The sequence below is a fragment of the Janthinobacterium tructae genome (assembly GCF_006517255.1).
Classification (GTDB): domain Bacteria; phylum Pseudomonadota; class Gammaproteobacteria; order Burkholderiales; family Burkholderiaceae_D; genus Janthinobacterium; species Janthinobacterium tructae.
The window spans coordinates 433,735-448,148 of record NZ_CP041185.1 but is presented as its reverse complement, the minus strand read 5'-3'; the positions used below and the strand labels follow the sequence as shown (position 1 = coordinate 448,148).

Genomic DNA, 14,414 nt, shown 5'->3' with positions numbered 1-14,414 from the left:
GCATGTCGGGTCTGGTCGTCGCCGTCGTTTTATTTGCCGCCCTGCTGCACGCCAGCTGGAACGCCATCGTCAAGTCGGGCAAGGATACTTTCCTCACGACCGTGCTGGTGTCCGTCGGCGCGGCCCTGATCTCGCTGGCCGTCTTGCCCTTTGTTCATGCTCCCTCCCCCGCCAGCTGGCCCTACCTGGCCGCCTCGGCCGTGGCGCAGCTGGCGTATTACTCGCTGCTGGCGGCCGCCTACAAGGCGGGCGACATGAGCCACGCCTACCCCTTGATGCGCGGCAGCGCGCCGCTGCTCGTGGCGCTGGCCAGCTGGCCGCTGATCGGCGAGCGTCTGTCCGCCATGCAGATGGGCGCCGTCGCCTGCATCTGCACAGGCATCTTCGGCCTGTATTTCGCCACGCGCACGCCCGCCACGCCTGGCATCGCGCAAAACACGGGACGCGCCACTGCCTTTGCGCTGGGCAACGCCTGCGTCATCGCCAGCTATACCCTGATCGACGGCATCGGCGTGCGCCTGTCCGGTGCGCCAGCCGCCTACACGATGTGGATTTTTGTCTTGAACGGCGCGGGGCTGCTGCTGTGGACTTTGCTGCGCCGCCGCGCCGGCCTGCTGGCGTATGCGCAAACGCAATGGCGGCTGGCCGCGTTTGGCGGTTTCGGCACCCTCGCTTCGTATGGCCTGGCCCTGTGGGCCATGACGCAGGCGCCCGTGGCCGCCATCGCGGCCCTGCGCGAGACGTCGATTCTGTTCGCCATCGCCATTGCCGCGCTGTTCCTGCGCGAAAAAATCAGCCCCCGCCGCTACCTGGCCATCGCCCTGATCGCGGCAGGTGCAATGCTGATGCGCGTGGGCTAGCGGGCGTCGAGCGGCGCGATCGGCAACTCGATGGCGCTGGCCGCCCCTGCCGCGTGATACACGCGCTGCGTGGCCTTTTTATAATCGCCCGGCTGGGCCAGGAAGATGTTCGGCACGAAGGTTTGCGGGTTGCGGTCGTACAGGGGGAACCAGCTCGACTGCACCTGCACGGCAATGCGGTGGCCTGGCAGGAAGACGTGATTCGCGTTCGGCAAGGCGAAACGGTAGCGCTCGACCTTGCCGGCAGGAATCGGCGTCGGGTGCTCGAAGCTGTCGCGGTAACGGCCGCGGAAGATGTCCATCGCCACGCCCAGCTGGTAGCCACCCATGGCCGGCTGTGACGGCACTTCGTCCGGATACACGTCGATCAGTTTCACCACCCAGTCGGCATCCGTGCCGCTGGTGGCGGCGAACAGCTTGACCATCGGTGCGCCGGCGATGCGCACGGCCGTCTTCAACGGTTCGGAAACATAGCTGAGCACGTCCGTGCGGTCGGCATAGCCGCGCTGGTCGCTGACCAGCCATGGCTTCCACACGTCACCATCGTTCAGGCGCACGGGACGCGCCACGAACGGCACAGGTTTCGCCGGATCGGCTACGTATTCGTCGAAGGCGCCTTGCGCCGCATCCGCAGCGCCCGATGGCCCCGCAAAGCCCAGCTTGTAACCATCCTGCAGGTAGATCGGCGTCAGCTTGGTGTCGCAGGTCTCGCAGGCCAGCGGCCACTGCTGCAGGCGCTGCCACTGGTTCGTGCCGCTCTGGTACGACACCACGGGCGCCGTGTTCGCGTCCGGCGCGCCATCCTTCAGGTATTGATTGAGGAATGGCTGCATGACTTTTTCGCGGAACTGGCGCGCCGTGTCGCCGTCAAACTTCAGGGCGCCCAGGCTGGAACCGTCATAGTTGACGCCGCTATGGCGCCATGGGCCGATGGCCAGGTAATTGAGGTTGTTGCGCGTGTCGCGCCCTTCCATCGCCGTGTAGCTGGCGTAGGGGCCGTAGATGTCTTCCTGGTCCCACTGCCCCACCACGTGCATGGTGGGTACGATCAGCTGGCGCTTGGCGAGGATTTTGTCGAGCGCCTGTTCCTGCCAGTAACTGTCGTAGGCCGGGTGCTCAAACAGCTTTTTCGTGTAGGTCAGCTTGTCGATGCCAAATTTCTTCGCGTAGTCACCGGCCGAGCCGATGCGCAGATACGCGTCGTAGTCGTCGTAGACGCCCAGCACCGGCGATTCGCCGCCGCCGCGCACGCTCGTCTGCCCCGCGATGTACGACAAGCTGGGCATGCGGAAGGCGCCGTTATGGAACCAGTCGTCGCCGCGCCAGCCATCGACCATAGCGCTCATGGGTATGGCCACCTTCAGCGCCGGATGCGGGTCGACCAAGGCCATCAGCACCGTATGTCCCTCATACGAGGAACCCAGCATGCCCACCTTGCCATTGCTTTCCGGCACGTTTTTCACCAGCCAGGCTATGGTGTCCCACGCATCGGTGACGTTATCGACCTTGGTATGGTTGAGCGGACCGCGCACGGGGCGCGTCATCACGTAATCGCCTTCCGAGCCATGCTTGCCGCGCACGTCCTGGAACACGCGGATGTAGCCGTTTTCCACCAGGGTATCGTCGCCCTGCGGCAAGGTGGCCAGCATGCTGGGGCTGGCGGCGCGCTGGGCGCGGCGGGCCGCATTGTAGGGCGTGCGCGTGAGCATGATGGGAGCGCGCTGCGCGCCTTTCGGCACGACGATCACCGTGTACAGCTTGACGCCGTCGCGCATGGGGATCATCACCACGCGCTTGACGTAATCATTGACGTCGGGCATCACCAGCCTGGCGCCGATATCGGGCGTCATCGGCGACGTTTGCGCCAGCGCCGGTACTGCAAACAAGGAACTGAAGGTGGTACTCAATACCAAGGCCAGACCGGTGAGCCGGACGGGGGACGACACGCGCATACTGTTCTCCAATGATTCATGCCACGTAAAAGTGGCCGAACGGCAATAGTACCCGGAAAGCAAGTTTTGCATAAGGCAAGCCTCTGACGCGCAGCAGCAGATAAAACGGCACGCAACTTGACAGAACGCGTACGAACTGCAACCATAACGCCATGAAATTTATCCCGTCACAACACGCCTGCTTGAATTGGTGGTCCCGCTCACTTTCGCGCGGCCACTCTATAGTGATGTGAATTTGATCCACGCCGCCTCGATCGGTGGCGTAACAGGCTCCAGCCTGGATCATCCCCGATGCAGGCGGCTCAAAAGGAAACTTGATGAGCTTGCCTAACACCCCAGATACCCAAGACCAGAACGACACCCCGGCAGCACCGCTGTCGGCTGCCGCCATCGCTTCGCAATCCGTGATCCTCACGGGCGACCGCCCGACCGGCCCCTTGCACCTGGGCCACTATGTGGGCAGCCTGCGCGACCGCGTCCGCTACCAGAACAGCTACAAACAATTCATCATGCTGGCCGACGCGCAGGCGCTGACGGACAATATGGATGACATCGACAAGGTGCACCGCAATGTCGTCGAAGTGGCGCTCGATTACCTGGCCGTCGGCATCGACCCGACGAAAACCACGGTCTTCATCCAGTCACAAATCCCGGAACTGGCCGAGCTGACCTTTTACTACCTGAACATCGTCACCGTGGCGCGCCTCGAGCGCAACCCCACCGTCAAGGAAGAAATCCGCCTGCGCGGCTTCGAGCGCGACATTCCGGCCGGCTTTTTGACCTACCCAGCCAGCCAGGCGGCCGACATCACGGCCTTCAAGGCCGGCGTGGTACCCGTGGGCGAAGACCAGATCCCGATGATCGAGCAAACGAATGAAATCGTGCGCCGCTTCAACCGCATGTACAACCGCGAAGTGCTGATGGAATGCAAGGCGCTGGTGCCCGACATCGGCCGCCTGCCCGGCATCGACGGCAAGGCGAAGATGAGCAAGTCGCTGGGCAACACCATCAACCTGGGCGCGACCTCGGCCGAAATCACGGCTGCCGTGAAAAAAGTCTACACAGACCCGCTGCACCTGCGCGTGGAAGACCCGGGCCACCTGGAAGGCAACATCGCCTTCACGTACCTGGACGCGTTCGACCCGGAAAAAACGGCGCTGGCCGAAATGAAAGCCCATTACGTGCGCGGCGGCCTGGGCGACAGCATCGTCAAGAAGCGCCTGGACCTGGTCTTGCAGGAAATGCTGGCGCCGATCCGCGCCCGCCGCGAAGAGTTCGCCAAGGACAAGGGTCAAGTCATCCAAATGTTGAAAGAAGGCACCTTCAAGGCACGCGAAGTGGCGGCCCGCACGGCCGATGAAGTCAAGTCGGCACTGGGCCTGAACTACTTCTGATCACGGGCAGTAATGGCAAACTGATGCGCCCAGGCGGAGTCGGGTAAAATCCCGCTTTCGCCTGGGCGCAATTCGTTTGTCACCGTGGCACCAGCAATCCGTAGAGAAGACAAAGCGCCATGACCGATACCCCTGTCGAACAGCTGCTGCAGCAGCATTTTTCCATCGATGCGCTGCAACGCTCGCCTGCGCCCCTGCAGCAGGCGCTGCGCATGCTGGGCGGCTGGCTGGCCGCCGAGCGCGACACGGCCTATCCGCACACGCCGTACGCGGAACTGCTGACGCAACTGTCCGACACTTGCCTGCCCGCACACGGCATGCCCGTGGCGGCATTCCTGCAAGAACTCGATACCACCGTGCTGGCCAACACGGCCCAGCTGAACCACCCGCAATACATCGGCCACATGACGCAGGCCCTGCCCTGGATCAGCGTGCTGGCCGAGGCGTTTACGGCCACCCTGAACCAGAACCAGGTGAAGATCGAGACGGCGTATGTCTCGACCCTGATCGAAAAGCAGATCCTCGGCTGGCTGCACCGCCAGGTCTACCAGCAACCGGATGCGGTCTACACGCAGGCGATGGCCGCCACCAGCGGCGCGCTGGGCAATGTCGTCAATGGCGGCACCATGGGCAACCTGACGGCGCTGGCCGTGGCGCTCGAAAAACAATTACCGGGCACGCGCAAGCGGGGCCTGTTTGCCGCCATGCAGGATTCTGGCCATGCGGGGCTGGCCGTCATCGGCTCAGCCCGCAGCCACTATTCCGTGAAAAAGGCGCTGGCGACCCTGGGCCTCGGCGAAAACGCCCTGCACCTGGTGGCCGTCGACCGCGACAACCGCATCGATGTCGCCGCGCTGGAAGCGACGATTGCCGATTTAAAACTGCGCAAGATCAAGGTCGTTGCCATGATCGGCATCGCCGGCACGACGGAAACGGGCGCCATCGACCCGCTGGCCGCCATGGCGGCGATTGCCACACGCGAAAGCATCTGGTTCCATGTGGATGCCGCCTGGGGCGGAGCCCTGCTGATCGCCGAACAATACCGCACGCTGTACGACGGGATTGCCTTGGCCGACTCCGTCGTCATCGACGGGCATAAATTGCTGTGGGTCCCGATGGCGCAAAGCATGGTGCTGTTCAAGGACAGCGCCAGCCTGAACGTGCTGAAACACAACGCCAACTACATCTTGCGCGACAACTCGGGCGACCTGGGCCAGACGTCGCTGGAAGGCTCGCGCCGCTTCGACGCCTTGAAACTGTGGACTTCGTTCAAGGTGCTCGGCGTGTCCGGCTACACCACCCTGCTGCAGCAGGCAGCCACCCTGTCCGGCCAGCTGCAGGACTTACTGGCCGACCAGCAGGATTTTGAACTCGTCACGCGTTCCGACACCTTCATTCTGACTTACCGCTACGTGCCCGCGCACTTGCGCCAGCGCATGGAAAGCTTGCTGGCCAGCGGCCAGCTGGATGCGGCGACGGAACTGAACCAGCAGCTGAACACCTTGACCGCCAAACTGCAAAACCGGCAAAAGGCGCAAGGCCACAGCTTTGTCTCGCGCACCGTGCTGGAATCGACGCGCTACCCCGGCCCGACCAATGTACTGCGTGTGGTCATGACGAATGTCAAGACGCGCCCCCACCACCTGCGCGCCATCCTGGCCGAGCAGCGCGCCATCGGCCAGGCGCTGGTGGCGGAACTGGGCCTGTAAAACACTCACCCATCAGCCCTGACTGGATGCACTATGCACCGCCTGAGCGCGCTCACCGACCTGTTACGGCATCTGTTGAAATGGCTGCTGCTCGCGAGCATCGTGGCCGCGCTGGCGGGGTCGGCTTCGGCCGGTTTCCTGTTCGCCCTCGACTGGGCCACGCGCACGCGCCTGGCGCACGCCTGGCTGATCTGGCTGCTGCCCGTGGCGGGCTTCGCCGTCGGCTGGCTGTATCTGCGTTATGGCAGCTCGGTGGAAGGCGGCGCGAACCTGCTCATCGATGAAATCCACGACCCGAAAAAAATCATCCCCTTGCGCATGGCGCCGCTGGTGCTGGGCGGCACGGTACTCTCGCATTTGTTCGGCGCCTCGGTCGGGCGCGAAGGCACGGCCGTGCAGATGGGCGGCGCGCTGGCCGACCAGCTGACCCGCATGTTTCGTTTGAACAATGAAGACCGGCGCATCATCCTGATGGCCGGCATCAGCGCCGGCTTTGCCTCCGTCTTCGGCACGCCGCTGGCGGGCGCCCTCTTCGGCCTGGAAGTGCTGGCCATCGGGCGCCTGCGCTACGAAGCCATGCTGCCCTGCCTGGCTGCCGCCGTCATCGCCGACCAGGTGGGCCTGTTGTGGGGGCAGTTATTCAACATTCAGCATACGCATTACGCCGTGCCTTTGATCCCCGCCCTTTCCGCCTGGACCTTGTGCGCCATGGTGATCGCCGGCGTGCTGTTCGGCTTGACCGGCAAAATATTCGCGCAAGCCACGCACGGCCTGAGTGCCTTGATGAAACGCTGGATCAGCTACGCACCACTGCGCCCGCTGATAGGCGGCCTCGTCGTCGCGCTGGCCGTGTGGCTGCTGGGCACGGATCGCTACATCGGCCTGGGCATTCCCACCATCGTCGACGCGCTGCAGGAACCGCTGCCCGCCTGGGATTTCCTCGGCAAGATGGCATTTACCATTGTTTCACTCGGCACCGGCTTCAAGGGCGGCGAAGTGACGCCATTGTTCTTCATCGGCGCGACCCTGGGCAATGCGCTGGGGCCGCTGCTGCACCAGCCCGTCGCCTTGCTGGCCGCCATCGGCTTCGTCGCCGTGTTTGCGGGCGCCGCCAACACGCCAATCGCCTCGACCCTGATGGCGATGGAACTGTTCGGCGCGGAGATCGGCGTCTACGCGGCCATCGCCTGCGTCGTGGCCTACCTGTTTTCCGGCCACGCAGGCATTTACCGGGCGCAACGCAGCGGCCACGCCAAGCGCACGGCCAGCAAGGATCTCGGACCATGACCGAGAATATCTACGGCAACGGCGCCTTTCCCCCTGCTCCGTAGGCGGCCTCGATAGCGTGCCATAGGGGAGTACGCGGTAGTCGAGTATGTGCGGCGGGACCTGGAGCAACTGGTTTTGCCGCCGGCCAGCTACGACCTCGTCTACAGCTCGCTGGCCTTCCACTACATCGAAGGCTACACCAACCTGCTGGCCGCCATCCGCCAGAGTTTACAGCCGGGCGGCAAGCTGGTGTTTTCCATCGAGCATCCGGTCTTCATGGCGCCGCGCCAGCCTGGCTGGCTGGCCGATGCGCAGGGCCGCAAGCGCTGGCCCGTCGACAGTTACCAGCAGCAAGGCCCGCGCGTCTCGGACTGGCTGGCGCCGGGCGTGATCAAGCAGCACCGCACCCTCGGCACGACCTTGAACGCATTGATACACGCCGGTTTCCAGCTGGAACACGTGGAAGAATGGGGGCCGACAGACGAACAGGTAGCACAGCAGCCGGCCCTGGCGGAAGAGCTGGAACGGCCGATGCTGTTGCTGGTGGGCTGTAGCCTGCGCTAGCCATGGGCGCGCTCGAACAATTTGCCCGCCAGCTCTTCGATATCGCCGCGCATGGCCAGCACTTCCAGCCAGCGCGCCGGGATTGCCTGGACCCCATAATAGGCGCCGGCAAGCTGGCCGACGATGGCGCCAGTCGTATCGGCATCTTCGCCCAGATTGACGGCGCGTAACACCGCCTCTTCCAGGGAGTCGGTATGGAAGAAGCACCAGAGTGCCGCTTCCAGCGACTCCACGCAATAACCCGTGCCGCGTATCTGCTGCTCAGTTTTGGCGATGAAGTTACCGCTAGCCAGCTCCACCAGCCTGGGTTCGGCAGGCCGGTACGCGATACTCGCGATCAGCTCTTCTTTCGCCGTGCCCGCCAGCGCGCTGCACAGCAAGGCGGCAAACAACTGGCAGCTTTCGACCGCCTCGGGTGCCGCATGGGTGGTGCGGGAACTATCGGCGGCATAGGCCACGGCCGCCTCGGTATCAGGATAAGCAAACAACACGACCGGGGCCAGGCGCATGAGCGAACCATTGCCCGCCGTGTCAGGCGCCGTGGAACCGCTCCAGGGGTTGCCCGTTTCCTGGAAACTGGCCAGCGCGCTTCTTACCGTGCCACCGATATCGAAGCAGGTGCCGGTGGAGCTCAGATAGCCCCATTGCCACCAGTTCAGATACCGTACCATCTGGTCCGCCGGATCAAACGCCCCTTTCTGGACCAGGCTTTCGGCCAGGCACAGCGCCATTGAAGTATCGTCCGTCCATTGTCCCGGCTGCAAGCCGAATGGCCCACCGCCAGTCATGTCCGTCACAGGCGCGAAGCTGCCGCGCGGAGAAAACTCCACGGTCGTGCCGACGGCATCGCCACAGGCCAGCGCCAGCATGGCGCCCAGATAACGGTTGTGCAAAGTTGACGTATTCATGGTTTCCATTGACTCTTAGCTGGCCACGTTGCGCGTAAAGCGCAGGGTGGATGCACCCGCATTCACGTAGGCATACGCTTGCGCGCTGCTGAAAACGAAAAAGTCGCCCATGGCCAGCAGCCTGGTTTCCGCCGCCAGCACCAGCTGTAATTCCCCCTCCAGCACGTAGAGCATTTCGCTGAATCCCGCCGGATCGGCTTGCGCATCATAGCGCTCGCCCGGCGCCAGGGTCCACGACCACAGTTCCACCTGGCGGCTGGCGGGCGCCGCGCCCAGCAGCACGGCCTGACTCGCTTGCGATGCACTTTGCCACATCAGCACGCGCAGGCTGTCGTGCGGCTGCTGCGGCGGCCGCACCAGGTCGACAAAGGCTACTTTCAAGGCGGCGGCCACGTGGTCGAGGTTGGCCAAGCTGATGTTGGTGCTGCCCGCCTCGACGCCATTGACCATGCGCCGGCTGAGGCCAGACAGGCGCGCCAGCTCTTCCTGGCTGAGGCCGGCAGCGACGCGCAAGCGCCGCAGATTTGCGGCCAGGTGTGCCAGCACGCCACCGGCCTCGGCTTGACTGCGCAATATATTGCTCCTATCATGATGGGAAATATTTTGCTCATAGCATAGCCTCCCATGAAAACACACGCAAGTCCCCCGCCCGCTCTCGGCCTGCCCGAGCTGGCCCTGATCGCCATTACCTTCATCTGGGGCGGCACTTTTCTTGTCGTGCAGCATGCCGTGACGGTCAGCGGGCCGCTGGCCTTTGTCGCCGCCCGCTTTGCCGTGGCCGCCAGCATCGGCGCCCTCGTTTGCCGGGGCCAGCTGCGCCAGTTGACGAAGGCAGAGTTGCTGACGGGTATGGCCATCGGCGTGAGCATCTTTGGCGGCTACGCGCTGCAAACCTATGGCCTGATGCATATCACGAGCAGCAAATCGGCCTTCATCACGGCCTTCTATGTGCCCATCGTGCCGCTGGTGCAATGGCTGGTCTTCAAACAGCGGCCCCGCGCCGCCGTCTGGGCGGCCGTGGTGCTGGCTTTCGTGGGCTTGCTGTTGCTCACGGGAACGGATGGCTTGAGCATGAGTTTGGGCAAAGGCGAGCTGATGACGGCCGTGGGCGCCATCGCGATCGCGCTGGAAATTATTTTGATCAGCCGCGTCTCGCCGCAACTGAACATCTTGCGCGTGACCATCGTGCAACTGGCAACCGCATCCCTGATCGCCCTGCTGCTGATGCCCGTCATGGGCGAAGCGCCGCCAGCCCTGAGCCAGACTTTCATCCTCAGCGTGCTGGCCCTGGGCTGCGCCAGTGCACTGATCCAGTATGTGATGAACTGGGCGCAAAAGCGCATTTCCGCCACCAAGGCCACCTTGATCTATGCAGGCGAGCCTGTCTGGGCCGGGGTGATCGGGCGCATTGCCGGTGAACGCCTGCCCGCGCTGGCCATCGTGGGAGGGATATTGATCATCGCTGCTGGCATCCTCAGCGAGTGGCGGCCGAAGCGCCTGCGTGCCGATGGCAAGGCCATCGCACCAGCAGATTAACAACGCCTAACAAAACCGTAGCGAGCGGAAGGAAGGCTCGGCGCCCCCGTTGGCTTGAGAAGCGCAACTGTACGAAGGTACGGGGACGCCGAGTCAGTGAGCATCGCAGACCGCAAATTACGACGCGCAGTAGGTTTTGATAGGCGTTCTAGGCCTCGGCCCGCCGCAGCGCCATATCTCCATGCAGCGCCAGCGGCACGGCCCTGGCCCAGCGGTTCGACGACAGCGAAAACGTCAGCGCACGCACCTGGTGGTACCAGCCGGCGGGCACGTACAGCATGTCACCCGGCTCGACGAGGCATTCGATCATGCTGGCCTGGCGCGCCAGGGGAAAACGCTCGAAGTCGGGCGCTTCCGGGTCGAAGGGCGAACCGAACAGGATGGCGTTCGCCTCGCTGGGATACAGGAAGACATCGTGGTGCGGCGGCGATAAAAAGATGCGCTTGCGGCCCCACACTTGCGCGAAGATATTGTCGTCGTAATCGCAGTGCAACGGTGTCACTGTGCCGGCCGGGCCGACCCAGAAACGTGGCGGACCCATCTTGTCGAAATACGTGGGCCAGTGGCACAGGCGGTTCAGCTCACGCAATTCCAGGTTGCCCAGGTACGGCGGCAGCGCATACTTGCCCTCTGCCACCAGGTCCAGGTATTGCCCCATCGACATATCCTGCATGGCGCGGTCGGCCGCAAACGCCGTGTTGACGTAGTCGCCCACCCGCGCACGCACGGGCACGTGGCTGAACTGCTGGCGCAAGACGTCGGGCGCCATCCCGGACAAGGGCCAGCGCTGCACCAGCCCGCGCATCAGGAATGGCAAACCGAGCGCGGCGCGCGCGCGGAAGGCGGCGGCACCCTGCATGCCCAGGCGCGGCACTTCGGTGATGCCAGGCAAGTCACGCGCCGTCTGCTTGATGGCCTCGCGCATGGCATCGATGGAGGTGACGCCGCGCACCTGCGCATCCTTGTCTTCGCGCGCCTGCTTGCGCGCCAGTGCCGCTTCGGGCGAACTGAATTCGACTGGTGGCCTGGGCGGCAAGGCGCGCGGCGCGATGGGGGTGGCCGCAAGCTCGGGCGGCACTTCTTTTTCTACGGACATAAACCTTCTTTGCGATCAGGGCGTCGCGCGGCATGGCGCGACAGTGCGCCATTCTAAGCCAGCAAGGCCCGTTCAGCACGCATGACAGATTCCCTACGACGCATCGACACCTGACAAAACCGTCGCGAGCGGCAGTGATTTGTGGCTAAGAAGCGCAACCGCACTGAGGCGCGGTGAGCATCGCAAGCCGCAAAGCGCGACGCGCAGCAGGTTTGGTCAGGTGTCCTCAGACAGGGGTCTTGAAGATGGGATCGACGATGAACTGCTGCGCCTTGATGCGCAGGGTGCGCTCTTCGTCGAGCTCGGCGCGTGTTTCGCCCAGCTCTTCGCGTTCCGCTTCCAGTTCCAGGCGGGCGGCCGCCAGTTCCGTTTCCACGCGGGTCAGGCTTTCCAGCTTCAGCTGGGCCTGGATCAGTTCGGCGCGCGCCGCTTCAGCCGCTTCTTCCAGGCGCGGGATACCTTCGAGCTTGAATTGCGCCTTGGCCAGATCCATGCGCGCCTGCTCGGCCGCCTCTTCCAGGCGTGGCAAGCCTTCCAGGCGCAGCTGCGCCTTGGCCAGGTCCGTGCGCGCCTGGTTCGCCACTTGCCGCTCGCGTTCGAGTTCCCCGCGCAAGGTTTCCAGTTCGCCCGCCTGCAGGTCGAGCAACTCTTGCTGGCGCTCGTTCTCGCTGGCCAGGTCCATCAATTCCTGTTGATTGTCGTTCATCTCGGCTTCGTGCGCGCTGTGGCTGGCGCTTAATTCCTGTCCTACATAATCGAGGATGGCTTGCTGCAGCACGGGCGACAGTTCAGCGGCGGCAGCGATCTGGCGTTGCGCACCCGCCTTGCGGCGCAGCAAGAGCTTGCTGATGGTGCCGAGACAGGCGCCGTTACCCAGCCGTTCGCGCAAGGCGCGCACCGTGATGGCCTGGTCTGCGCCCGCCATCGCTTCCATTGCCGCATTGATCTGTTCCGCGCTTACTTTTGCCATGTCGTGTGCTCTTGAATGTTGCCCGAGGCAATCTTGCCCAGGGGCACTATCTTATGCCAGCGGGGGCAAAGCGTAAAGTATTTCTCAATAGTGATTGCAATTGCACAACGCAAGCGTGAGAAAACATGCGGCTTCAGCTGATTTACTCTTCGAGCAGGCCATTTTCCGTCAGCATGTCCTGCACCAGTTCCAGGCGCAGCACGGGATTATCCTGGCTCAGCAGCAATTGCTTTTGCATGGCGCTCAGGGACAGCAGCTCGCACCAGCGGTTCGCCACCCAGCCGCACTCGTCGAGGCGGAAAGGAGGCTGCAGGGGCATTTGCTCGGGCGGGATCTTTTGCTCCTGCAAGGTGCGGATCAGCGCGCCGAGCGCGTCGGCGACGTTCTGCTGCTCTTGCGGAATGGGAATGGTCTTATCGGGCGGCAAGGTTTCGACCTGCGCCATCCACAAGCCGTGCTTGAGCTGCTCGCTGGACACGATGTGAAAGCGCTGCATACCCATGCATTTGATTTGCAGCAAGCCCGACAAGGGCGCGGCCCAGTCGATGACGCGCGCCAGCGTGCCCACGGGGGCCAGCGTTTCCTGCTGGCCCGGCTTGCGCACTTCCGCGCCGTCCAGCAGCTGCACCACGCCGAACGGCTGCTCGCCCATGATGCACTTGCGTATCATGTCCAGGTAGCGTACCTCGAAGATCTGCAGGGGCAGATAGCCATCGGGATACAGCACCGTATTGAGCGGGAACAAAGGTATCGAGGTCATAGGCGCATGATGGCACGAATGGCATATCCGTGCTGCGCGCTTGCCTAGTCAGCCTGACTGCGCCGATTACTTGTAAAAGCGCCTTTTCTTGGCCCGCTCGGCCGCCTTCGGCGCCAGCACCTTGACGGCCTTCTTCTCGATGGTGCCGCCGGCGGACGTGCCCGGCACGCGGTGCTCGGCCTCGAAACCGGGCTCCTCGTTGCGTTTGAGGGTTTGCCGCGTCAGCGCTTCCACGGCCGACAGCAATTCCACCTCGTCGGCACAGACGAGCGAGATCGCTACACCCGAAGCGCCCGCGCGGCCCGTGCGGCCGATGCGGTGGATATAGTCTTCGGCGACCGTCGGCAAGTCGAAATTGACGACGACGGGCAATTGCTCGATGTCCAGGCCACGGGCGGCCACGTCGGTGGCCACCAGCACCTGCACCTCGGCAGATTTGAAACGGGCCAGCGCACGCAGGCGGTTCGGCTGCGTCTTGTCGCCGTGGATCGAATCGGCGCGCACGCCCTGCTCCAGCAAGGTATTCACCAGCAGCTCGACGCCCTTGCGCGTCTTGACGAAGACCAATACCTGGCCCCAGCGCTTTTTCTTCAGCAAGTGCAGAAACAGTTCCGGCTTGCGTTTTTTGTCGCACACGATGACCGACTGTTTCACGGCCTTGACCGTGCTGTTGCGCGCGCTCACTTCCACCGAGACGGGGTCCTTCAGCATGGTTTTCGCCATGGCGCGGATGGCGTCCGAGAAGGTGGCCGAGAACAACAGGGTCTGGCGTTGCTTGGGCATCGTCATCAGCAATATATCAAGCTCGCGCTCGAAGCCCAGGTCCAGCATGCGGTCCGCCTCGTCCAGCACCAGGGTTTGCACTTGCTCGAACTTGACGGCGCCCTGCGTCTGCAAGTCCAGCAAGCGGCCCGGCGTGGCCACCAGTACGTCCAGGCCCTTGCGCAATTTGCTGATCTGCGGCTCGATGGGCACGCCGCCGTAGGCGACAAAACTGCGCAGCGGCAGGTTGCCGCCATAGCTGCGGAAACTGGCATAGACTTGCTCGGCCAGTTCGCGCGTGGGCACCAGCACCAGCACGCGCACGCACTGCGGCGCCACCACGCCTTCCAGGGCCAAACGCTGCAGCAGCGGCACGGCAAAGCCGGCCGTCTTGCCCGTGCCCGTCTGGGCGGCGGCCATCAGGTCACGGCCGGCCAGCACGGCAGGAATCGCTTGCGCCTGCACGGGCGTGGGCTTGGCATAGCCGAGCTCATCGAGTTTGCGGACCAGGGGATCGATCAGGCCGAGGGAGGAAAACATCATGGGGAAGCAATCTTGGCAAAGTAAAAGGTGACGCGCACGGACGGGCCGTGCGCGCAATTGCCGAGATTATAGGCCAGCGGGGATGCCGGCC

At 63.8% G+C, this 14,414-nt stretch carries 13 protein-coding genes; 6 read left to right on the top strand and 7 right to left on the bottom strand.

Annotation, left to right across the window (positions count from 1 at the left end):
• The first annotated feature begins 2 nt into the window (after positions 1–2).
• Positions 3–860, top strand: a complete 858-nt coding sequence (locus tag FJQ89_RS02015) for a DMT family transporter (RefSeq protein WP_141168827.1) — start codon at positions 3–5, stop codon at positions 858–860.
• Here FJQ89_RS02015 and FJQ89_RS02010 read toward each other — a convergent pair.
• On the bottom strand, positions 857–2,812 hold the full coding sequence (locus FJQ89_RS02010) for a CocE/NonD family hydrolase (protein ID WP_141168826.1): 1,956 nt from the start codon (positions 2,810–2,812) through the stop codon (positions 857–859). The two genes, FJQ89_RS02015 and FJQ89_RS02010, sit on opposite strands and share 4 nt — an antisense overlap.
• A 317-nt stretch (positions 2,813–3,129) precedes the next feature.
• Between FJQ89_RS02010 and trpS the strand changes: the two genes are divergently transcribed.
• The 4 genes from trpS (at position 3,130) to FJQ89_RS01990 (ending at position 7,748) form a co-directional block, all read left to right on the top strand.
• Complete coding sequence (gene trpS, locus FJQ89_RS02005; RefSeq protein WP_243136364.1) at positions 3,130–4,206, top strand: tryptophan--tRNA ligase; 1,077 nt, start codon at positions 3,130–3,132, stop codon at positions 4,204–4,206.
• A 119-nt stretch (positions 4,207–4,325) separates the two neighbouring features.
• Complete coding sequence (locus tag FJQ89_RS02000; RefSeq protein WP_141168825.1) at positions 4,326–5,915, top strand: pyridoxal-dependent decarboxylase; 1,590 nt, start codon at positions 4,326–4,328, stop codon at positions 5,913–5,915.
• A 33-nt stretch (positions 5,916–5,948) separates the two neighbouring features.
• Entirely contained in the window at positions 5,949–7,202 is a 1,254-nt protein-coding gene (locus tag FJQ89_RS01995) for a voltage-gated chloride channel family protein (RefSeq protein ID WP_141168824.1), read from the top strand.
• 90 nt (positions 7,203–7,292) lie between these two features.
• On the top strand, positions 7,293–7,748 hold the full coding sequence (locus FJQ89_RS01990; protein ID WP_243136362.1) for a methyltransferase domain-containing protein: 456 nt from the start codon (positions 7,293–7,295) through the stop codon (positions 7,746–7,748).
• Here FJQ89_RS01990 and FJQ89_RS01985 read toward each other — a convergent pair.
• Positions 7,745–8,656: an ADP-ribosylglycohydrolase family protein gene (locus FJQ89_RS01985; RefSeq protein WP_141168822.1), complete on the bottom strand. Its 912-nt coding sequence runs from the start codon at positions 8,654–8,656 to the stop codon at positions 7,745–7,747. The two genes, FJQ89_RS01990 and FJQ89_RS01985, sit on opposite strands and share 4 nt — an antisense overlap.
• 15 nt (positions 8,657–8,671) lie before the next feature.
• Positions 8,672–9,229: a helix-turn-helix domain-containing protein gene (locus tag FJQ89_RS01980; RefSeq protein ID WP_141168821.1), complete on the bottom strand. Its 558-nt coding sequence runs from the start codon at positions 9,227–9,229 to the stop codon at positions 8,672–8,674.
• A 51-nt stretch (positions 9,230–9,280) separates the two neighbouring features.
• Here FJQ89_RS01980 and FJQ89_RS01975 point away from each other — a divergent pair, with 51 nt between their 5' ends.
• Entirely contained in the window at positions 9,281–10,192 is a 912-nt protein-coding gene (locus tag FJQ89_RS01975) for a DMT family transporter (RefSeq protein ID WP_141168820.1), read from the top strand.
• 148 nt (positions 10,193–10,340) lie between these two features.
• On the opposite strand, the gene FJQ89_RS01970 is transcribed toward FJQ89_RS01975, so the two are convergent.
• The 4 genes from FJQ89_RS01970 to FJQ89_RS01955 all read right to left on the bottom strand — a co-directional run bounded on the left by FJQ89_RS01970 (position 10,341) and on the right by FJQ89_RS01955 (position 14,323).
• Entirely contained in the window at positions 10,341–11,288 is a 948-nt protein-coding gene (locus tag FJQ89_RS01970) for a cupin-like domain-containing protein (protein ID WP_141168819.1), read from the bottom strand.
• Positions 11,289–11,514: 226 nt separating this feature from the next.
• Positions 11,515–12,258 carry a DNA-binding protein gene (locus FJQ89_RS01965; protein WP_141168818.1) on the bottom strand — a complete coding sequence of 248 codons (744 nt, stop codon included), beginning with the start codon at positions 12,256–12,258 and terminating at the stop codon, positions 11,515–11,517.
• A gap of 142 nt (positions 12,259–12,400) precedes the next feature.
• The gene (locus FJQ89_RS01960) at positions 12,401–13,018 is read right to left on the bottom strand and encodes an LON peptidase substrate-binding domain-containing protein (RefSeq protein ID WP_099759537.1); all 618 of its coding nucleotides are present in this window, start codon (positions 13,016–13,018) and stop codon (positions 12,401–12,403) included.
• A gap of 66 nt (positions 13,019–13,084) precedes the next feature.
• Positions 13,085–14,323 (bottom strand): DEAD/DEAH box helicase, encoded by a 1,239-nt coding sequence (locus FJQ89_RS01955; RefSeq protein WP_141168817.1) that lies wholly within the window; start codon positions 14,321–14,323, stop codon positions 13,085–13,087.
• Positions 14,324–14,414: the final 91 nt, after the last annotated feature.

What these genes read in the sequence shown, in the direction of transcription:
- FJQ89_RS02015 (WP_141168827.1), top strand. Translation starts at nt 3, where the DNA reads ATGTCGGGTCTGGTCGTCGCCGTCGTTTTATTTGCCGCCCTGCTGCAC.
- FJQ89_RS02010 (WP_141168826.1), bottom strand. Translation starts at nt 2,812, where the DNA reads ATGCGCGTGTCGTCCCCCGTCCGGCTCACCGGTCTGGCCTTGGTATTG.
- trpS (WP_243136364.1), top strand. Translation starts at nt 3,130, where the DNA reads ATGAGCTTGCCTAACACCCCAGATACCCAAGACCAGAACGACACCCCG.
- FJQ89_RS02000 (WP_141168825.1), top strand. Translation starts at nt 4,326, where the DNA reads ATGACCGATACCCCTGTCGAACAGCTGCTGCAGCAGCATTTTTCCATC.
- FJQ89_RS01995 (WP_141168824.1), top strand. Translation starts at nt 5,949, where the DNA reads ATGCACCGCCTGAGCGCGCTCACCGACCTGTTACGGCATCTGTTGAAA.
- FJQ89_RS01985 (WP_141168822.1), bottom strand. Translation starts at nt 8,656, where the DNA reads ATGAATACGTCAACTTTGCACAACCGTTATCTGGGCGCCATGCTGGCG.
- FJQ89_RS01975 (WP_141168820.1), top strand. Translation starts at nt 9,281, where the DNA reads ATGAAAACACACGCAAGTCCCCCGCCCGCTCTCGGCCTGCCCGAGCTG.
- FJQ89_RS01970 (WP_141168819.1), bottom strand. Translation starts at nt 11,288, where the DNA reads ATGTCCGTAGAAAAAGAAGTGCCGCCCGAGCTTGCGGCCACCCCCATC.
- FJQ89_RS01965 (WP_141168818.1), bottom strand. Translation starts at nt 12,258, where the DNA reads ATGGCAAAAGTAAGCGCGGAACAGATCAATGCGGCAATGGAAGCGATG.
- FJQ89_RS01960 (WP_099759537.1), bottom strand. Translation starts at nt 13,018, where the DNA reads ATGACCTCGATACCTTTGTTCCCGCTCAATACGGTGCTGTATCCCGAT.
- FJQ89_RS01955 (WP_141168817.1), bottom strand. Translation starts at nt 14,323, where the DNA reads ATGATGTTTTCCTCCCTCGGCCTGATCGATCCCCTGGTCCGCAAACTC.